Origin of the sequence: Methylobacterium fujisawaense (genome assembly GCF_014138435.1) — a bacterium.
GTDB classification, from domain to species: Bacteria; Pseudomonadota; Alphaproteobacteria; order Rhizobiales; family Beijerinckiaceae; genus Methylobacterium; species Methylobacterium fujisawaense.
The window spans coordinates 561127-575001 of the sequence record NZ_JACJIM010000002.1; the positions used below are offsets into that span (position 1 = coordinate 561127).

Below are 13875 nucleotides of genomic sequence, written 5' to 3' on the forward strand. Positions count from 1 at the left end.
GCGATGTGACCGCTCGCATTCGCGCGGTCAACCATCCCCGTCGTTCGGCAATCGGATCGGGCGCGGAACCAGTTCGCGGCCCCGCCTACTGCCCCCGTTTCGCCTGCGCGGCGAACCGCACCGCCTCCTCGGCGGCGCGGAACAGCGCCTTGGCCTTGTTGACGCATTCCTGCTGCTCGGAGGCAGGATCCGAATCGTACACGATCCCTGCCCCGGCCTGGACGTGCATCTGACCATCCTTCACCACCGCGGTGCGCAGGACGATGCAGGTGTCCATCTCGCCCCGGGCGCCGAAATAGCCGATGCAGCCCGCATACGGCCCGCGCTTCTCGCGCTCCAGCTCGTCGATGATTTCCATGGCCCGCACCTTCGGCGCCCCCGAGACCGTCCCGGCCGGGAAGCCCGCCGCCAGCGCGTCGAGGGGATCGTGGCGTGGATCGAGGTCGCCCTCGACATTCGACACGATGTGCATGACCTGGCTGTAGCGCTCGATGAAGAACGAGTCGGTTACCCGGACGCTGCCGATCCGCGAAACCCGGCCGGCATCGTTGCGGCCGAGATCGAGCAGCATGAGGTGCTCGGCCCGCTCCTTCGGATCGGCAAGGAGTTCCTCGGCGAGCGCGGCATCCTCGGCCGGGGTTGCGCCGCGGCGGCGGGTTCCGGCGATCGGGCGAACCGTGACGGTCCCCTCGCGCACCCGGACGAGGATCTCCGGCGACGAGCAGACGATCTGGAACGTCTCGAAATCGAGATAGCACAGGAACGGCGCCGGATTCGTGCGCCGGAGGGAGCGGTACAGGCTGAAGGCCGGCAGGGTGAACGGCGCCGAGAAGCGCTGGGACAGCACCACCTGGAACACGTCGCCCGCGACGATGTACTCCTTGGCGCGCGCCACCATGGCGGCGAACGCGTCCGGCGACGTGTTGGAGACCGGCTCGGGATGGGCGACCGCCGACAGGTCCACCCGCGCCTCGATCGGCAAGGGACCTTCCAGGGCAGCGGCGACCCGGTCGAGACGCTGAAGCGCCTCCTCATAGGCGGCCCGGGCCGTCGTCCCGGCCGTGGGCCTCACCGGCGACACGACGGTGATCAGGTCGCGGATGGAATCGAAAACCACCATGACCCGCGGACGCATCAGGATGGCGTCCGGCACGCCGAGGGGATCCGGGTTCGGCTCCGGCAGCCGCTCCATGGCGCGGACCATGTCGTAGCCGAGATAGCCAAATAGACCGGCCGCCATCGGCGGCAGATCCTGGCCGTCGGCTTCTTCGCCGATGGCGCTCTCGGCGATCAGCGCCCGCAGGCTCGCCAGCGGTGCCCGGTCATCCGGCTCAAACCGGGTGAGGTCGGCACCGCGCGCGATCGCGGGCGCGCCATCCCGGCAGCGCCAGATCAGGTCCGGGTCGAGGCCGATCATGGAGTATCGGCCGCGCACGGCACCACCCTCGACCGATTCGAGGAGGAAGGCCGGACCGGAATGGCCGGCGCGCAGCTTGAGGAACGCCGCGACCGGCGTCTCCAGATCCGCGACGAGGCTGACCGCGACGAGGCTCGGCTGCCTGGCCTCGTAGCGCGCCGCGAAGGCCGCATAATCGGGCGCTTCGGCCATGCCTCAATACTCGCCGCCGATGGCGCGGCGCAGGGCCGCCGGATCGACCTTGACGCCCGCGTTCTTCTGAACCTCGCTGATGTACTGAGACAGGACGTCGTCGGCGAGAGCGGCCTGGAAGCTCTGCGTGATCTGCTTGTCGCTGGGGCTGTCGGCAACGAAGGCCGGAACCGTCGCCGCCGTGACCTTGAACACCGCGCGCGAATCTCCGGCCGCCGCCGTACCGGCCTTGCCGACCGGGGTCGCGAAGATCAGGTTCACGTCATCCGGCTTGAGCATGTCCTTGGCTTGATTGCGTGCGAGATCCTGGGCCTCCTGCAGGTTGACGCCGACCTCCTGCGCTGCGGCCTCCATGGTCTCGCCCTTGTTGATCTTCTCGACCAGCTCGCGGCCCTTGGCCTGAAGGCGCTTGGCGATCTCGGTCGCGGTCCAGCCGGCCTTCACGCCGTCCTTGACTTCGTCGAGGGGCTTGTCGTGGGCGGCATCGATTCCGGTGACGTCGTACCAGACATAGCCGCCGGTCTTGGTGCGCAGAGGCTCGTTGTCGCCGCCGATCTCGGCGCGGAACAGGGCCGGCACAGTGGTGTCCGGATCGGGGATGTCGGCGACCCGTTGCCCGTCCGGTCCCTTGCCGTTCACGTCCACGGCCTTGACGCTGACGATCTTGAGGCCACGCTCCGCCGCGATGTCGGCGAGGGGCTTTGCACCGGCCCGCTGATCCTCAATCGCGTCGCGGGTGGTCTCCATCGCGTCGCGGGCGCGGGCCAGGGCGAGGCCCTTGCGGATCTCACCCTCCACGGCCTCGAAGGGCTTCACCGTCCCGGGCTCGATCTTGGTGACACGCAGCAACACCGTGCCGAAGCGGCCCTGGACGGGCTGGCTCACACCGCCCTCCGGCAGCGCGAAGGCCGCGTCGGCCACCGCCTTGTCGAACAGCTCGCTCTTCGTCAGCGTTCCGAGGGTCAGATCCTTGTCGTCGGTGCCGCGCTCCGTCGCCACCGCCTCGAACGTCTTGGCGCCCTCGGTGATCGCCTTGCGGGCCGCCTCGGCGGCGGCCGGGTCTGGGAAGACGATCTGCTGGATGGTGCGTTTCTCGGGCGCGCCGTAACGATCCTTGTTGAGCGCGTAGGCGGCGCGGGCGTCGGCCTCGGTGATCGCGTCCGGCTTCGCCATCGCCTCGGGTTCGACCACGAGGAGGTTGACCGCGCGGAATTCCGGCGCCCGGAAACCGGACTTGTTGGCCTCGTACCAGGTCTTCAATTCGTCGTCGGTCGGCTCGGGGATCTGCCCGGCGACCGAGGGCGTCAGCATCAGGTAGGCGGCGGCACGGCGCTCGGTGGTGTAGCGATGGACCGCCTCACGCATGGCGACCGGCACATGCAGGTCCGACGACACCGCCTCGGCGAGTTGCAGACGGGCGATCACGGAGCGCTGCTCGCGCACGAACATGCCCTCGTTGAGACCCGCCCGCTGCAGGGTCTGGTAGAAGAGCTGCGGCTCGAACTGGCCCTGCGCGTTCTGGAAGCTCTTCTCCTCGTGGATCGCCTTGATCACCGCGGAATCCGGCACGACGAGGCCGAGATCGTGGGTCTTCTGATCGAGGGCGGCCTCGGTGATCAGCTGGGACATCACCTGCCGGTCGAGGCCGAGCATCCGCGCCTGATCGGGCGTGAGGGGACGCTTCAACTGCGTCTGATAGCGCTGCAGCTGGTTCTGATAGGCTTGGCGCACCTGCTCGGCGGTGATCGGCGTGCTGCCAACGGTCGCCACCTTGTTGCTCGCGCCGCCGCGGAAGAACTCCTCGACGCCGAAGATCCCGACGCCGGCGATCAGCAGCGTGAAGATGATCGTCAAGACGATCTTGCCGAGCCAGTGCTGGCTGGCGTTGCGGATGCCCTGAAGCATGGTCTGTGATCGAGTACCTTCGGCAGCCGTCCCGTCGCCGGGCCGGCGCTGTTCCTGAGAGCCGACCGCGATAGACCATTCGCGTCCACAGGCAAAGACTCAGGCGCTTCGGCGCGTTTGCGCGCTCAAGCTCGCTCTGGTAGGCCCCGGCAACTTCGGGAAACGCCGCGGCGGAGCGAGGGCAGGAATGACGCAATCGGGGCGCAGGCCGCTTGTCGCCGGCAACTGGAAGATGAACGGGACCCGGGCATCCATCCAGGTGGTCGAAGCGATTCGCGACGGGCTCTCGCCCGACCTCGCGGCCCGCATCGACGTGCTGATCTGCCCGCCCGCGACTCTGATCGGCTCCTGCGTGGCGGCGGCCGCCGGCTCGCCCATCGCCATCGGCGGCCAGAACCTCCATGCCCGCCCCAGCGGCGCCTTCACCGGCTCGATCTCGGCCGAGATGCTCGCCGATCTCGGCGCGCAATACGTGATCGTCGGTCATTCCGAGCGTCGGGCCTACCACCACGAGACGGATGACGGCGTCCACGCCAAGGCGCTGGGTGCCCGGCGTGCCGGTTTGTGCGGCATCATCTGCGTCGGCGAAACCATCGAGGAGCGCGAGCAGGGCCGCGCCCTCGACATCGTCCGGGCGCAGCTCGCCATCGGCCTGCCGAAGGGCGCCACGGCGGCCGACACGGTGATCGCCTACGAGCCGGTCTGGGCGATCGGCTCGGGCCGGACACCGACGCCGCGCGACATCGCTGAAGTCCACGCATCCCTGCGCGAGATGCTCGACAAGCTCGTGGGCGACGAGGCGCACAAGATCCGCATCCTCTATGGCGGCTCGGTGAAGCCCGGAAATGCCCGCGAACTTCTGTCGGTGGACAACGTCGACGGCGCCCTGGTGGGCGGCGCGAGTCTCGTGGCTGCGGATTTCCTGGGGATCTGCGCCGCCTACGCCTGAGCGCGCCTCTGACGGTTCGATGCGCTCGCGGCGCTTGCCGTCGTCACGCGTTGCAAAGAGACTTCAGTCTTTGCAGGGCCTGAGTGGAGCGGCACCGGACTGCTCCGCTGGCGCGGGCGGAGCGGCGATCGCACGGAGGCGCTGTCAGATCTTGAAGGCCTGACGGGCGAGCAGCCGCCAGCGGCCGTGATCCCGGTGCCAGACCTGCATCACGCCGATATGCACCGGCGCCGTCTTGCCGCCCGAGACGACTTCGCCCGTGAAGACATGGCGGGCGACGGCGTCGTCGCCGACCACCGAGACGGAGCGGTCCGACAGGGTGATGCTCGGGAAGGCCGAGCGCTTGCTGGTGAGCGTTTCGACGAACGCCGTCTTGTCCTGCACCTGACCGCTGGAATGTCCGTAGCTCAGACCGTCGAGGACCAGGGCGTCGAGGGCAGGCCCGTCCGCGGCCAGCAAGGCTTGGGTCAGAGCGTCGACGGCCTGCTCCACGGCGGCGGCGTCGGGCCCGGCGGCCGTGCCGGGGACGGCGCGGATCAGAACGGGCGCGGCGATGGCGGCAACGAGCGCCACCCGGCGTGACACGGACATGGTTGGCCTCCCGGACGGGGCGGCGCGTTCGATCGGCCGCTCTCTCCCGTCCAGAAACCACGCGGCGCGGCCGAAGGCGAGGGGCGCCGCCGACAGCCGGCCGCGCGCGTCAGGTTGGCGGCGGGCGGCCGGTGGTGTATGCCGTCGCCCAATTCCGGCCGGTCCGCCCGCAAAGTCGCCCACGAGGCTTCCGCTGCACGCATGCGTGCCGGGGAGCACCGGAAGCGGCGGCGGGCTCCGGCCCTCGTGCGTTCGTCTCCCGGTGCCCGCTGCCGGCGCGCGGCGCTGAAGAAGATCCCGGAACACCGATGCAGACCGTCCTGATCGTCGTCCACCTCATCATCGTCCTCGCGCTGATCGGCGTCGTGCTGCTTCAGCGCTCCGAGGGCGGCCTCGGGCTCGGCGGCGGGGGCGGCGGCGGCGTCGCGGGGTTCATGACCGGCCGTGGCCAGGCCAACGCCCTGACCCGGGCCACGGCGATCCTGGCGGCCCTGTTCTTCACCACCAGCCTGGCGCTCGCCATCCTGTCGCATCGCTCCGCGGCGCCGAAATCGATCCTCGATACCGGCGCGCCGCAGACGTCGGGCCAGCCCGCCAAGCAGCCGACCGGCGCCGACAACCTGCTCGACACGCTCCGCCAGCAACAGGACCGGGTGCCCGCCACGGCGCCGGCCCAGCCGGCCGCGCCCGCCCAGCCGGCGGTCCCGGACGCGCCGCAATCCCGCTGACGGGCTGCGCCCGGAACGGCGCAGCGTCTCATTCCATCTCCGACGGGCCGGCACTCAGCCGGTCCGTGCCATGCGTTCCATGATCCCCAGCCCATGCGCGGGCCGGGGCACGGGTCGTTTGGCAAACGGCAGCAGCTTCTTTATGGACCGAGGCCCATGACGCGGTACGTTTTCATCACCGGCGGCGTGGTCTCCTCCCTCGGCAAGGGGCTCGCCTCCGCAGCCCTGGCGGCGGTGCTGCAGGCCCGCGGCTACCGGGTCCGGATGCGCAAGCTCGACCCCTATCTGAACGTCGATCCGGGCACGATGAGCCCGACTCAGCACGGCGAGGTGTTCGTCACCGACGACGGCGCCGAGACCGATCTCGACCTCGGGCATTACGAGCGCTTCACCGGGGTCCCGGCGAGCCGGGCCGACAACATCACCACGGGCCGGATCTACCAGGACATCATCGCCAAGGAACGCCGCGGCGACTATCTCGGCGCCACGATCCAGGTGATTCCGCACGTCACCAACGCGATCAAGGACTTCGTCCTCGACGGCAACGACGCGTTCGATTTCGTGCTCGTCGAGATCGGCGGCACCGTGGGCGACATCGAAGGGCTGCCGTTCTTCGAGGCGATCCGCCAGCTCGGCCAGGAACTGCCCCGCGGCACCTGCTGCTACGTCCACCTGACGCTCTTGCCCTACATCCCGTCCGCGGGCGAACTGAAGACCAAGCCGACGCAGCATTCCGTGAAGGAGCTGCGCTCCATCGGCATCCAGCCCGACATCCTGCTCTGCCGCTGCGACCGGGACATCCCGGTCGATGAGCGCCGTAAGCTCGCGCTGTTCTGCAACGTCCGCGAGACCGCGGTGATCGAGGCGCGGGACGTGGCGTCGATCTACGAGGTGCCGCTCTCCTATCGGACAGCGGGCCTCGACCGCGAGGTGCTCGGCCATTTCGGCCTGGAGCACGGCGAGGAGCCGGATCTCGGCCGCTGGCGGACGATCTCCGAGCGCGTGCGCAACCCCGAGGGCGAGGTCTCCATCGCCATCGTTGGCAAGTACACGGGGCTCAAGGACGCCTACAAGTCGCTGACCGAGGCGCTGACCCACGGTGGCATCAGCCATCGGGTCAAGGTCAACCTCGAATGGATCGAGGCCGAGGTGTTCGAGCGCGAGGATCCCGCGCCGTTCCTGGAGGGCCTGAACGGGATCCTGGTGCCGGGCGGGTTCGGCCAGCGCGGCGCCGAGGGCAAGATCCGCGCGGCCCGCTACGCTCGCGAGAAGCGCATCCCCTATCTCGGGATCTGCTTCGGGATGCAGATGGCCGTCATCGAGGCCGCCCGCTCGCTCGCGGGAATGCCGGACGCCAATTCCACGGAGTTCGGCGAGACGTCCGAGCCGGTGGTCGGCCTGCTCACCGAGTGGCTGCGCGGCAACGAGCTGGAGCGGCGGGCTGCGGCCGGCGATCTCGGCGGCACGATGCGGCTCGGTGCCTATGAGGCGAAACTCGATCCCACATCCAAGATCGCCCAGATCTACGGGTCCGAGCAGATCTCGGAGCGCCACCGCCACCGCTACGAGGTCAACATGGCCTATCGCGAGCGGTTGGAGGCCAAGGGCCTGCGCTTCTCCGGCGTCTCCCCCGACGGCCTCCTGCCCGAGACGGTGGAGCATGTCGGGCATCCGTGGTTCATCGGCGTGCAGTTCCACCCGGAGCTGAAGTCGCGCCCCTTCGAGCCGCACCCGCTGTTCAAGGGCTTCGTCGGCGCCGCGATCGAACAGAGCCGGCTGGTCTGAGCCGCGGCGGCGCGCCGCTGCTCGCGCGGCGGGCCGGAGCCCTATATCCTCGGCATCGTGACCGAGATCCTCTTCTACCATATGCAGCGGCAGCCCTTGGAACGGGTGCTGCCGAGCCTCGTCGAGCGCTCGCTGGACCGCGGCTGGCAGGCCGCGATCCAGGCCGCCAGCGAGGAGCGCCTGCAGGCGCTGGACGACCACCTCTGGACCTATTCCGACGAGAGTTTCCTGCCGCACGGGACCGATCGCGAGCCCGACGCGGCGAGCCAGCCGGTGGTGCTGACCCTTCGGGACGTGAACCCGAACGCGGCCTCGATCCGCTTCCTCGTCGAGGGCGCCGACCTGCCGCCCGATGCCGGCGCGTATGAGCGGATCTGTATCCTGTTCGACGGGACCGATCAGGACGCCCTCCTGAGGGCGCGCGAGCAGTGGAAGCAGGCCAAGGAGGCGGGCCACACGGTCGCCTACTGGCAGCAGGACGATTCCGGACGCTGGAACAAGAAGGCGTGATGGTGGCCCTTAACAGACGTCTCGCGCGCGCCGCGCTCGCCTTCGGCATGCTCATCGCCCTGCCCTCCGCCGGCTGGGCAGAGGAGGCGCCGCACGGACATCCGCCCGCGGAGAGCAAGCCGGCACCGCGCGGGCCGGACGGACGACGCCTGCCGCCGGATTCCGTCACGAAGCAGAGCGTCACGCTGCCTGATGGCAGGGTCCTCGACTTCACCGCCACGGCCGGCAGCCTGCCGCTCGTCGACGAGGCTGGCAAGCTGCAGGCCGAGATCGCCTTCGTGGCCTACACGGTGGCGTCCAAGGACGGCCAGGAGCGCCCGGTGACCTTCGCGGTCAATGGCGGCCCGGGCGCCGCGTCGGCCTACCTCAACATCGGGGCGATCGGCCCCTGGCGGCTGCCCGTCGGCGGCGACAGCATCAGCCCGTCGCAGCCGGTCACGCTCACGCCCAACGACGGGACGTGGCTCGGCTTCACCGATCTCGTCTTCATCGACCCCGTCGGCACCGGCTACAGCCGGGCCGCGGACGGCAACGGCAAGGCCTACTGGTCGATCGAGTCCGACGCCGCGACCCTCTCGGCAGCCATCGCCCGCTACCTGCGCAACAACGATCGTCTAGCGAGCCCGAAGTTCTTCGTCGGCGAGAGCTATGGCGGGTTCCGCGGCCCGCTGATCACGGAGAAGCTCCAGGAAGAGATCGGCGTCGGCCTGTCGGGCATGGTGCTGCTCTCGCCGGTGCTCGACTTCGGGTGGCTGGAGACCCCGCGGGCCAATCCCTGGGGCTACGTGCTGAAGTTGCCGTCGCTGGCGGCCGGCGCGCTGGAGCGGGCCGGGACGGTACCCACGCCGGCCTTGCTGGGGGATGCCGAAGCTTACGCATCCGGTGCCTATCTAACGGATCTCCTGAAGGGGCCGAGCGATTCCGCGGCGGTTGCGCGGATGACCGAGAAGGTCGCCCCGCTGGTCGGGCTCGATCCCGCCCTGGTCCGCGCACAGGCGGCGCGCCTCTCGACCCGAAGCGTCCAGCGGGAGATCGATCGTGCCGAAGGTCGCGTGACGAGCGCCTACGATACCGGCATCACCGGCTGGGACCCGAATCCGGCCGCCGCGCAATCGAGCTTCGAGGATCCGCAGCTCACCGCGCTCCAGGCGCCGCTGACCAGCGCGATGCTCGATCTCTACGCGCGCACGCTGAAATGGCCCGTGGCCAACATGCGCTACGAGCTCCTGAACAATGCGGTCAATCGGGGCTGGAGCTGGGGCTCGGGACGACAGGCACCGGAGGTGCTCTCGAACCTTCAGGGAACCCTGGCCCTCGACGGGCACCTGCGTGTCCTCGTGGCGCACGGATTCACCGATCTCGTAACCCCGTATTTCGCCTCGAAGCTCCTGCTGGCGCAGGTCCCGGCCTACAGTGCCGGTCGCCTGAGCCTCGCAGTCTATCCCGGAGGCCACATGTTCTACACGCGTCCAGATTCCCGCGCCGCCTTCAAGGCGGATGTCGAACGGATGTACACGGACGCCCTGAAGGTCCGCGATGGCGGCTCGGCGCGTTCGGCCGGCGCACCCGCGGAACGTCTCAGGACCGCACCGTGACGTGTTCGGTCGGGATGCAGGCAGCGGGGTCGTCGCCGGTCGGATCGTGACCGGCGCGACCGATCAGACATCGTCGAAGGCGAGAGCTTCGGCCGGGTACTCCACCATGCTCCGGCGCTGAGCGTCGGTATTCTGCCACTCGCCGACCTTCATGTACCGGCCTTCGCGATCGCGAACCTCGACCACTTTCCCGATCGTGGGAATCGACTGGAAGCCCTGCGGCCAATTGGATGCGAAGTAGAACACCTGCTCGACGCGCTCCGAGAGGTGGCAGATCGCCGGCCCGAAGGTTCCGAGCCCGAAGACGAGGTAGCGGCCGTTCACCAGAGCGGCGACATCGGAGATCAGCGATTCGCTCTGGATCTCCACGGGCAGGCCGCGCTGCGCCGCATAGGCCTCCACTTCTGCAATGACCGGGTTCAGCCGGTTCTCGAAGACAAGCTTGACGGAACGAATGCGGCCCTCGGCCTGCAGCCGGTCGATGACCATCCGGTAGAAGGCGAAGGGCGGCTGCGGATAGTGCGGGTCGACCCAGGTGCTGAAGATGTCGCCCGACCGGATATGGATCAGGAGCTGATCGTCGGGCTTGGCCGCAAATGTCCGCGGCAGGCCGTTGAACAGGGGCCTGATCACATCCTGAACGATCGCGCGCGAGTCGATCGGGCCCTGCAGAGCCGTCACCCGCTCGAACTGCGTCGGATCGAAATACAGCCCTGACAGGAAGTAGCCGTCCGGCGGAAGCGGCTCGTCCGGCGGAATGAACGTGATGCCGTCGCAGGTCAGCCTCTCGGTCAGAAAGATCACCTTGCTGCGGTCGACCTTCGGGACTTTGATGTATTTCAGGTTGAGCGCCTTCGCGATCGAGACCGCGATGATGTACTGCACGAGGCAGTTGCCGAAGGCGCCGTTCTCGAACAGTGACAGGCCGACGAGGTTGCGGCTAGCCCGGCCAGGCGCGGCTTCGAGATTGTAGGTGACGTAGACGTTAGCGCCGGGCTTCTCATTCAGGAGCGTGATGTCGAGCCCGAGCAGCGCCCGCAGGGCGATGAGGTCGATGGCGGCTTCATCGGCGCGGATGTCGACGCCTGCGACGAGCGCCGGATCCGGCACCGCGATCCGCACGAGACGCGCCCAGGCCCGCTCGTCGGCGCCGATGGCGGCCACGAGGGCGCCCGGCTTGGCGGTCCAGCCGACGATGTCGGGCGCGGACCACGTGACGCCGTCCTGCGAGACCTCGACGGCCACATCGCCGACCTCGGGCGCGACAGTATCCTGTACGGGTCGCAGCGCGACGGCGCGGATCGGAAAGCGACCGTCCAGATCGAACTCGAGCCAGGCGGTGCCTTCGTCCTGTACGATCCGGGGGGCGCGGCCAGTGGCGAGATCGACGAGGACCGGGCTCGGATCGTCTGCGAGGGCCATCGGGTCTCCGAGAACTGAGCGGAGGCGCCCATGCCGGGCCGGCCGGGCATCCGGTGCGGCGGTGCCCGCATCGGGGCGCGGACGTCAAGCCCGGCCACCCGCGAAGGGACGCACGGGAATCCGAACGGATCTGGCGCCGCTCCGTTGTGTCGTCGCCGGCATGCGTCTACAACGTGCCGGTGACGGTGCCCCGGCAACGGGGTGAAAAGGGAATGCGGTGAGGGGTTTCACCCCGATTCCGCGGCTGCCCCCGCAACTGTGAGCGGCGAGCGCCTGCCAAGCGCCACCGGAGCGATCCGGGAAGGCAGTGGGCGCGCCGAGCCGCGAGCCAGGAGACCTGCCGTCGCAACAGGATCCCGCAATGCCGCCGGTGGGGCGGCTGGAGACACTCGACGATGACCGCTCAGACCCTCGCCCCCGTCGCCGCCGGTACCCGCTCGTCGGAGCGTCCGGTCGCCGTCGCGCTCGCGGCCATGCTGGGCCTCGGCCTGCTGTTCATGGCGGGTTTCTCGCCGGCGATCGCGTTCCACAACGCGGCGCACGACTTCCGCCATACCCAGAACTTCCCCTGTCACTGACGCCCTCGGCGCAGGGATGATCATTCGGCTTCTGTCGGCGGCCCTGGCCGCCGGCTTCTTCGCGGCTGCCGTTGTGACGGGCCTCGAACTCACGCTGACCTCGCCGCTGATCGTCGCGGCCGAGCGCTACGAGCAGCAGGAACCCTCGCATCAGGCCGCGAAGGCCCTTCCGATCGTGCTGGCCCATGCCGGGCATGACCATGCCGCGCCCGACGCGGCACCGGAATGGCAGCCCGGCCCCGGCCTGCCGCGGATGGCCTTCACCGGTCTTGCGACCCTCGTCGGCGGCGTCGGCTACGCCCTGCTGCTCGGCGCGGTGATGATCGCCTGCGGCCGCGAGCCGACGCCACAGGTCGGTCTCGCCTTCGCGGTGGCGGGCTTCGCCAGCGTCGCCCTCGCGCCGGGCCTCGGCCTGCCGCCGGAACTGCCCGGCAGCGCCGCTGCACCGCTGGCCGCGCGGCAGGCCTGGTGGGTAATGACCGCGGCGGCGACCGGAATGGGACTCTACCTGATCACGATCCGCCGTGCTCTGATCACGATCCTGGGTGGCCTCGTCCTGATCATAACCCCCCACGTCGTCGGCGCCCCGCAGGCACCGGAGGGCGCGTCGGAGCTTCCGGCCGCACTGGCCGCACAGTTCGCCGCCCGGTCGCTGGCGATCAGCTTCGTCTTTTGGATCCTGATCGGGTTGGGGCTCGGCTGGGCGTGGCAGGCGTTTTCCCGCGACACGCAACGGGGAACGGCCCGTGCCTGAGACCGTCCTGTACGTCTGCACGACCTGCCGCCTTCCGGACGACGATCCGGATGGACCGCGCGCCGGAGCACGCCTTCTGGAGGCGCTGCAGGCCGGGAGCGCCGGCACGCCGGACCTGCGGGTCGAGGCAGTGGAATGCCTGTCGGTCTGCAAGCGGCCCTGCACCGTGGCGGTCGCCTCGGCCGACCGCTGGACCTACGTCTACGGCGACATGGATCCGGCCGCCTCGGCGGAGACCATCCTCGCCGGGCTCGCGGCCTATGCGGCGACCTCGGACGGCATCGTGCCCTGGCGCGAGCGTCCGGAGGCCTTCCGCAAGGGCGTGATCGCCCGCATCCCCCCGTTCCCTGAACCCCGCCCGCTCCCCGCCGGCACCCTGGAGGCCGCGGAATGACCATCGTGAACAAGATCCCCTGCACCATCGTCACGGGCTTCCTCGGAGCCGGCAAGACGACATTGGTCCGCCACGTGGTCGAGAACGCCAGGGGGCGCCGCCTCGCCATCCTGGTCAACGAGTTCGGCGACGTCGGCTTCGACAAGTCCTTCCTCGCCGCCTGCGGGGTCGAAGGCTGCACCGAAGAAGCTATCGTCGAGCTGCCGAATGGCTGCATCTGCTGCACGGTCGCGGACGATTTCGTTCCGGCGCTGGAGACTCTCCTCGGCCGCGCCGAGCCGCCGGAGCACATCCTGATCGAGACCTCGGGCCTCGCGCTGCCGAAGCCGTTGGTTCAGGCGTTCCAGTGGCCGGCGATCCGCTCGCGGGTCACCGTCGACGGGGTCGTCGCAGTGGTCGACGGCCCGGCCGTCGCCGCCGGCGTCTTCGCGGACGATCCGGAGGCACTGGCCGCCCAGCGGGCCGCGGACCAATCGGTCGATCACGACAATCCGCTGGAAGAGGTCTTCGAGGACCAACTCCTCTGCGCCGACCTCGTGGTCCTCAACAAGGCCGACCTCATCGATGCCCCGACCCGCGCTCGGGTGCGTGCCGAGGTGGAAGGCCACCTGCCCCGGGCCGTGAAGGTGGTGGAGACCGAGAACGGCGTCATCGACCCGCGGGTGCTGCTCGGTCTCGCGGCGGCCGCCGAGGACGATCTCGATTCCCGTCCGTCGCATCACGGCGAGGGCGAGGATCACGACCACGACGACTTCGAGACCGTGGCGCTGCCCGTCCGCCCCGCGATCACGGCGGGCGATCTGGCGGCCCGGGTCGAGAAGGCAGCCGAGATCCCGGGCGTCCTGCGGATCAAGGGTTTCGCCGAGGTCGAGGGCAAGGCGATGCGCCTCGTGGTGCAGGGGGTCGGCCGGCGCGTGGCCCACCATTTCGACCGGCCGTGGAAGTCCGGGGAGGCCCGGGACGGCAACCTCGTGGTGATCGGCCTCAAGGGGTTCGACCAGCGCGCCGTCGCTGCGGCCCTCGCGGGATGACGGCCGCCGCGCGCGCCTGCGCGG

13 protein-coding genes and 1 riboswitch are annotated in these 13875 nt (G+C 69.6%); of the genes, 9 read left to right on the plus strand and 4 right to left on the minus strand.

Annotated elements, in window-relative coordinates:
* Positions 1-85: 85 nt before the first annotated feature.
* Together trpE and GGQ91_RS07525 are read right to left on the minus strand one after the other, a co-directional pair.
* Positions 86-1609 (minus strand): anthranilate synthase component I, encoded by a 1524-nt coding sequence (gene trpE, locus GGQ91_RS07520; RefSeq protein WP_043758359.1) that lies wholly within the window; start codon positions 1607-1609, stop codon positions 86-88.
* A 3-nt stretch (positions 1610-1612) separates the two neighbouring features.
* The gene (locus GGQ91_RS07525; protein WP_182591696.1) at positions 1613-3514 is read right to left on the minus strand and encodes a peptidylprolyl isomerase; all 1902 of its coding nucleotides are present in this window, start codon (positions 3512-3514) and stop codon (positions 1613-1615) included.
* Positions 3515-3701: 187 nt separating this feature from the next.
* Here GGQ91_RS07525 and tpiA point away from each other — a divergent pair, with 187 nt between their 5' ends.
* Positions 3702-4463 carry a triose-phosphate isomerase gene (tpiA, locus tag GGQ91_RS07530; RefSeq protein ID WP_043348827.1) on the plus strand — a complete coding sequence of 254 codons (762 nt, stop codon included), beginning with the start codon at positions 3702-3704 and terminating at the stop codon, positions 4461-4463.
* A gap of 144 nt (positions 4464-4607) precedes the next feature.
* Here the strand turns inward: tpiA and GGQ91_RS07535 are convergent, their stop codons facing one another.
* Positions 4608-5054 (minus strand): nuclear transport factor 2 family protein, encoded by a 447-nt coding sequence (locus tag GGQ91_RS07535; protein WP_043758365.1) that lies wholly within the window; start codon positions 5052-5054, stop codon positions 4608-4610.
* A 308-nt stretch (positions 5055-5362) separates the two neighbouring features.
* Between GGQ91_RS07535 and secG the strand changes: the two genes are divergently transcribed.
* The 4 genes from secG to GGQ91_RS07555 all read left to right on the plus strand — a co-directional run bounded on the left by secG (position 5363) and on the right by GGQ91_RS07555 (position 9672).
* Positions 5363-5782 carry a preprotein translocase subunit SecG gene (gene secG / locus GGQ91_RS07540; protein WP_043348833.1) on the plus strand — a complete coding sequence of 140 codons (420 nt, stop codon included), beginning with the start codon at positions 5363-5365 and terminating at the stop codon, positions 5780-5782.
* Positions 5783-5938: 156 nt separating this feature from the next.
* The gene (locus GGQ91_RS07545) at positions 5939-7567 is read left to right on the plus strand and encodes a CTP synthase (protein WP_043348836.1); all 1629 of its coding nucleotides are present in this window, start codon (positions 5939-5941) and stop codon (positions 7565-7567) included.
* A gap of 57 nt (positions 7568-7624) precedes the next feature.
* Positions 7625-8077: a DNA polymerase III subunit chi gene (locus tag GGQ91_RS07550; protein WP_043758368.1), complete on the plus strand. Its 453-nt coding sequence runs from the start codon at positions 7625-7627 to the stop codon at positions 8075-8077.
* The gene (locus tag GGQ91_RS07555; RefSeq protein WP_210281158.1) at positions 8077-9672 is read left to right on the plus strand and encodes a S10 family peptidase; all 1596 of its coding nucleotides are present in this window, start codon (positions 8077-8079) and stop codon (positions 9670-9672) included. Before GGQ91_RS07550 ends, GGQ91_RS07555 begins: the two co-directional genes overlap by 1 nt.
* Positions 9673-9735: 63 nt before the next feature.
* On the opposite strand, the gene GGQ91_RS07560 is transcribed toward GGQ91_RS07555, so the two are convergent.
* Positions 9736-11094 (minus strand): discoidin domain-containing protein, encoded by a 1359-nt coding sequence (locus GGQ91_RS07560; protein WP_182591697.1) that lies wholly within the window; start codon positions 11092-11094, stop codon positions 9736-9738.
* Positions 11095-11260: 166 nt separating this feature from the next.
* Positions 11261-11453: riboswitch (cobalamin riboswitch) on the plus strand.
* A gap of 36 nt (positions 11454-11489) precedes the next feature.
* On the opposite strand from GGQ91_RS07560, the gene GGQ91_RS07565 reads away from it, so the two are divergent.
* Genes GGQ91_RS07565 through cobW form a run of 4 tightly spaced genes read left to right on the plus strand, consistent with a single transcriptional unit; the run spans position 11490 to position 13851 of the window.
* Positions 11490-11672: a CbtB domain-containing protein gene (locus GGQ91_RS07565; protein ID WP_043348844.1), complete on the plus strand. Its 183-nt coding sequence runs from the start codon at positions 11490-11492 to the stop codon at positions 11670-11672.
* Between the two features lie 16 nt (positions 11673-11688).
* A complete protein-coding gene (locus GGQ91_RS07570) occupies positions 11689-12426 on the plus strand; it encodes a CbtA family protein (protein ID WP_043348846.1) in 738 nt (245 codons plus the stop codon).
* Positions 12419-12820, plus strand: coding sequence for a DUF1636 family protein (locus tag GGQ91_RS07575; RefSeq protein ID WP_182591698.1), 402 nt, complete (start codon positions 12419-12421; stop codon positions 12818-12820). The genes GGQ91_RS07570 and GGQ91_RS07575 overlap by 8 nt, the downstream gene beginning before the upstream one ends.
* Positions 12817-13851 carry a cobalamin biosynthesis protein CobW gene (gene cobW / locus GGQ91_RS07580; protein ID WP_043758374.1) on the plus strand — a complete coding sequence of 345 codons (1035 nt, stop codon included), beginning with the start codon at positions 12817-12819 and terminating at the stop codon, positions 13849-13851. Before GGQ91_RS07575 ends, cobW begins: the two co-directional genes overlap by 4 nt.
* Positions 13852-13875: the final 24 nt, after the last annotated feature.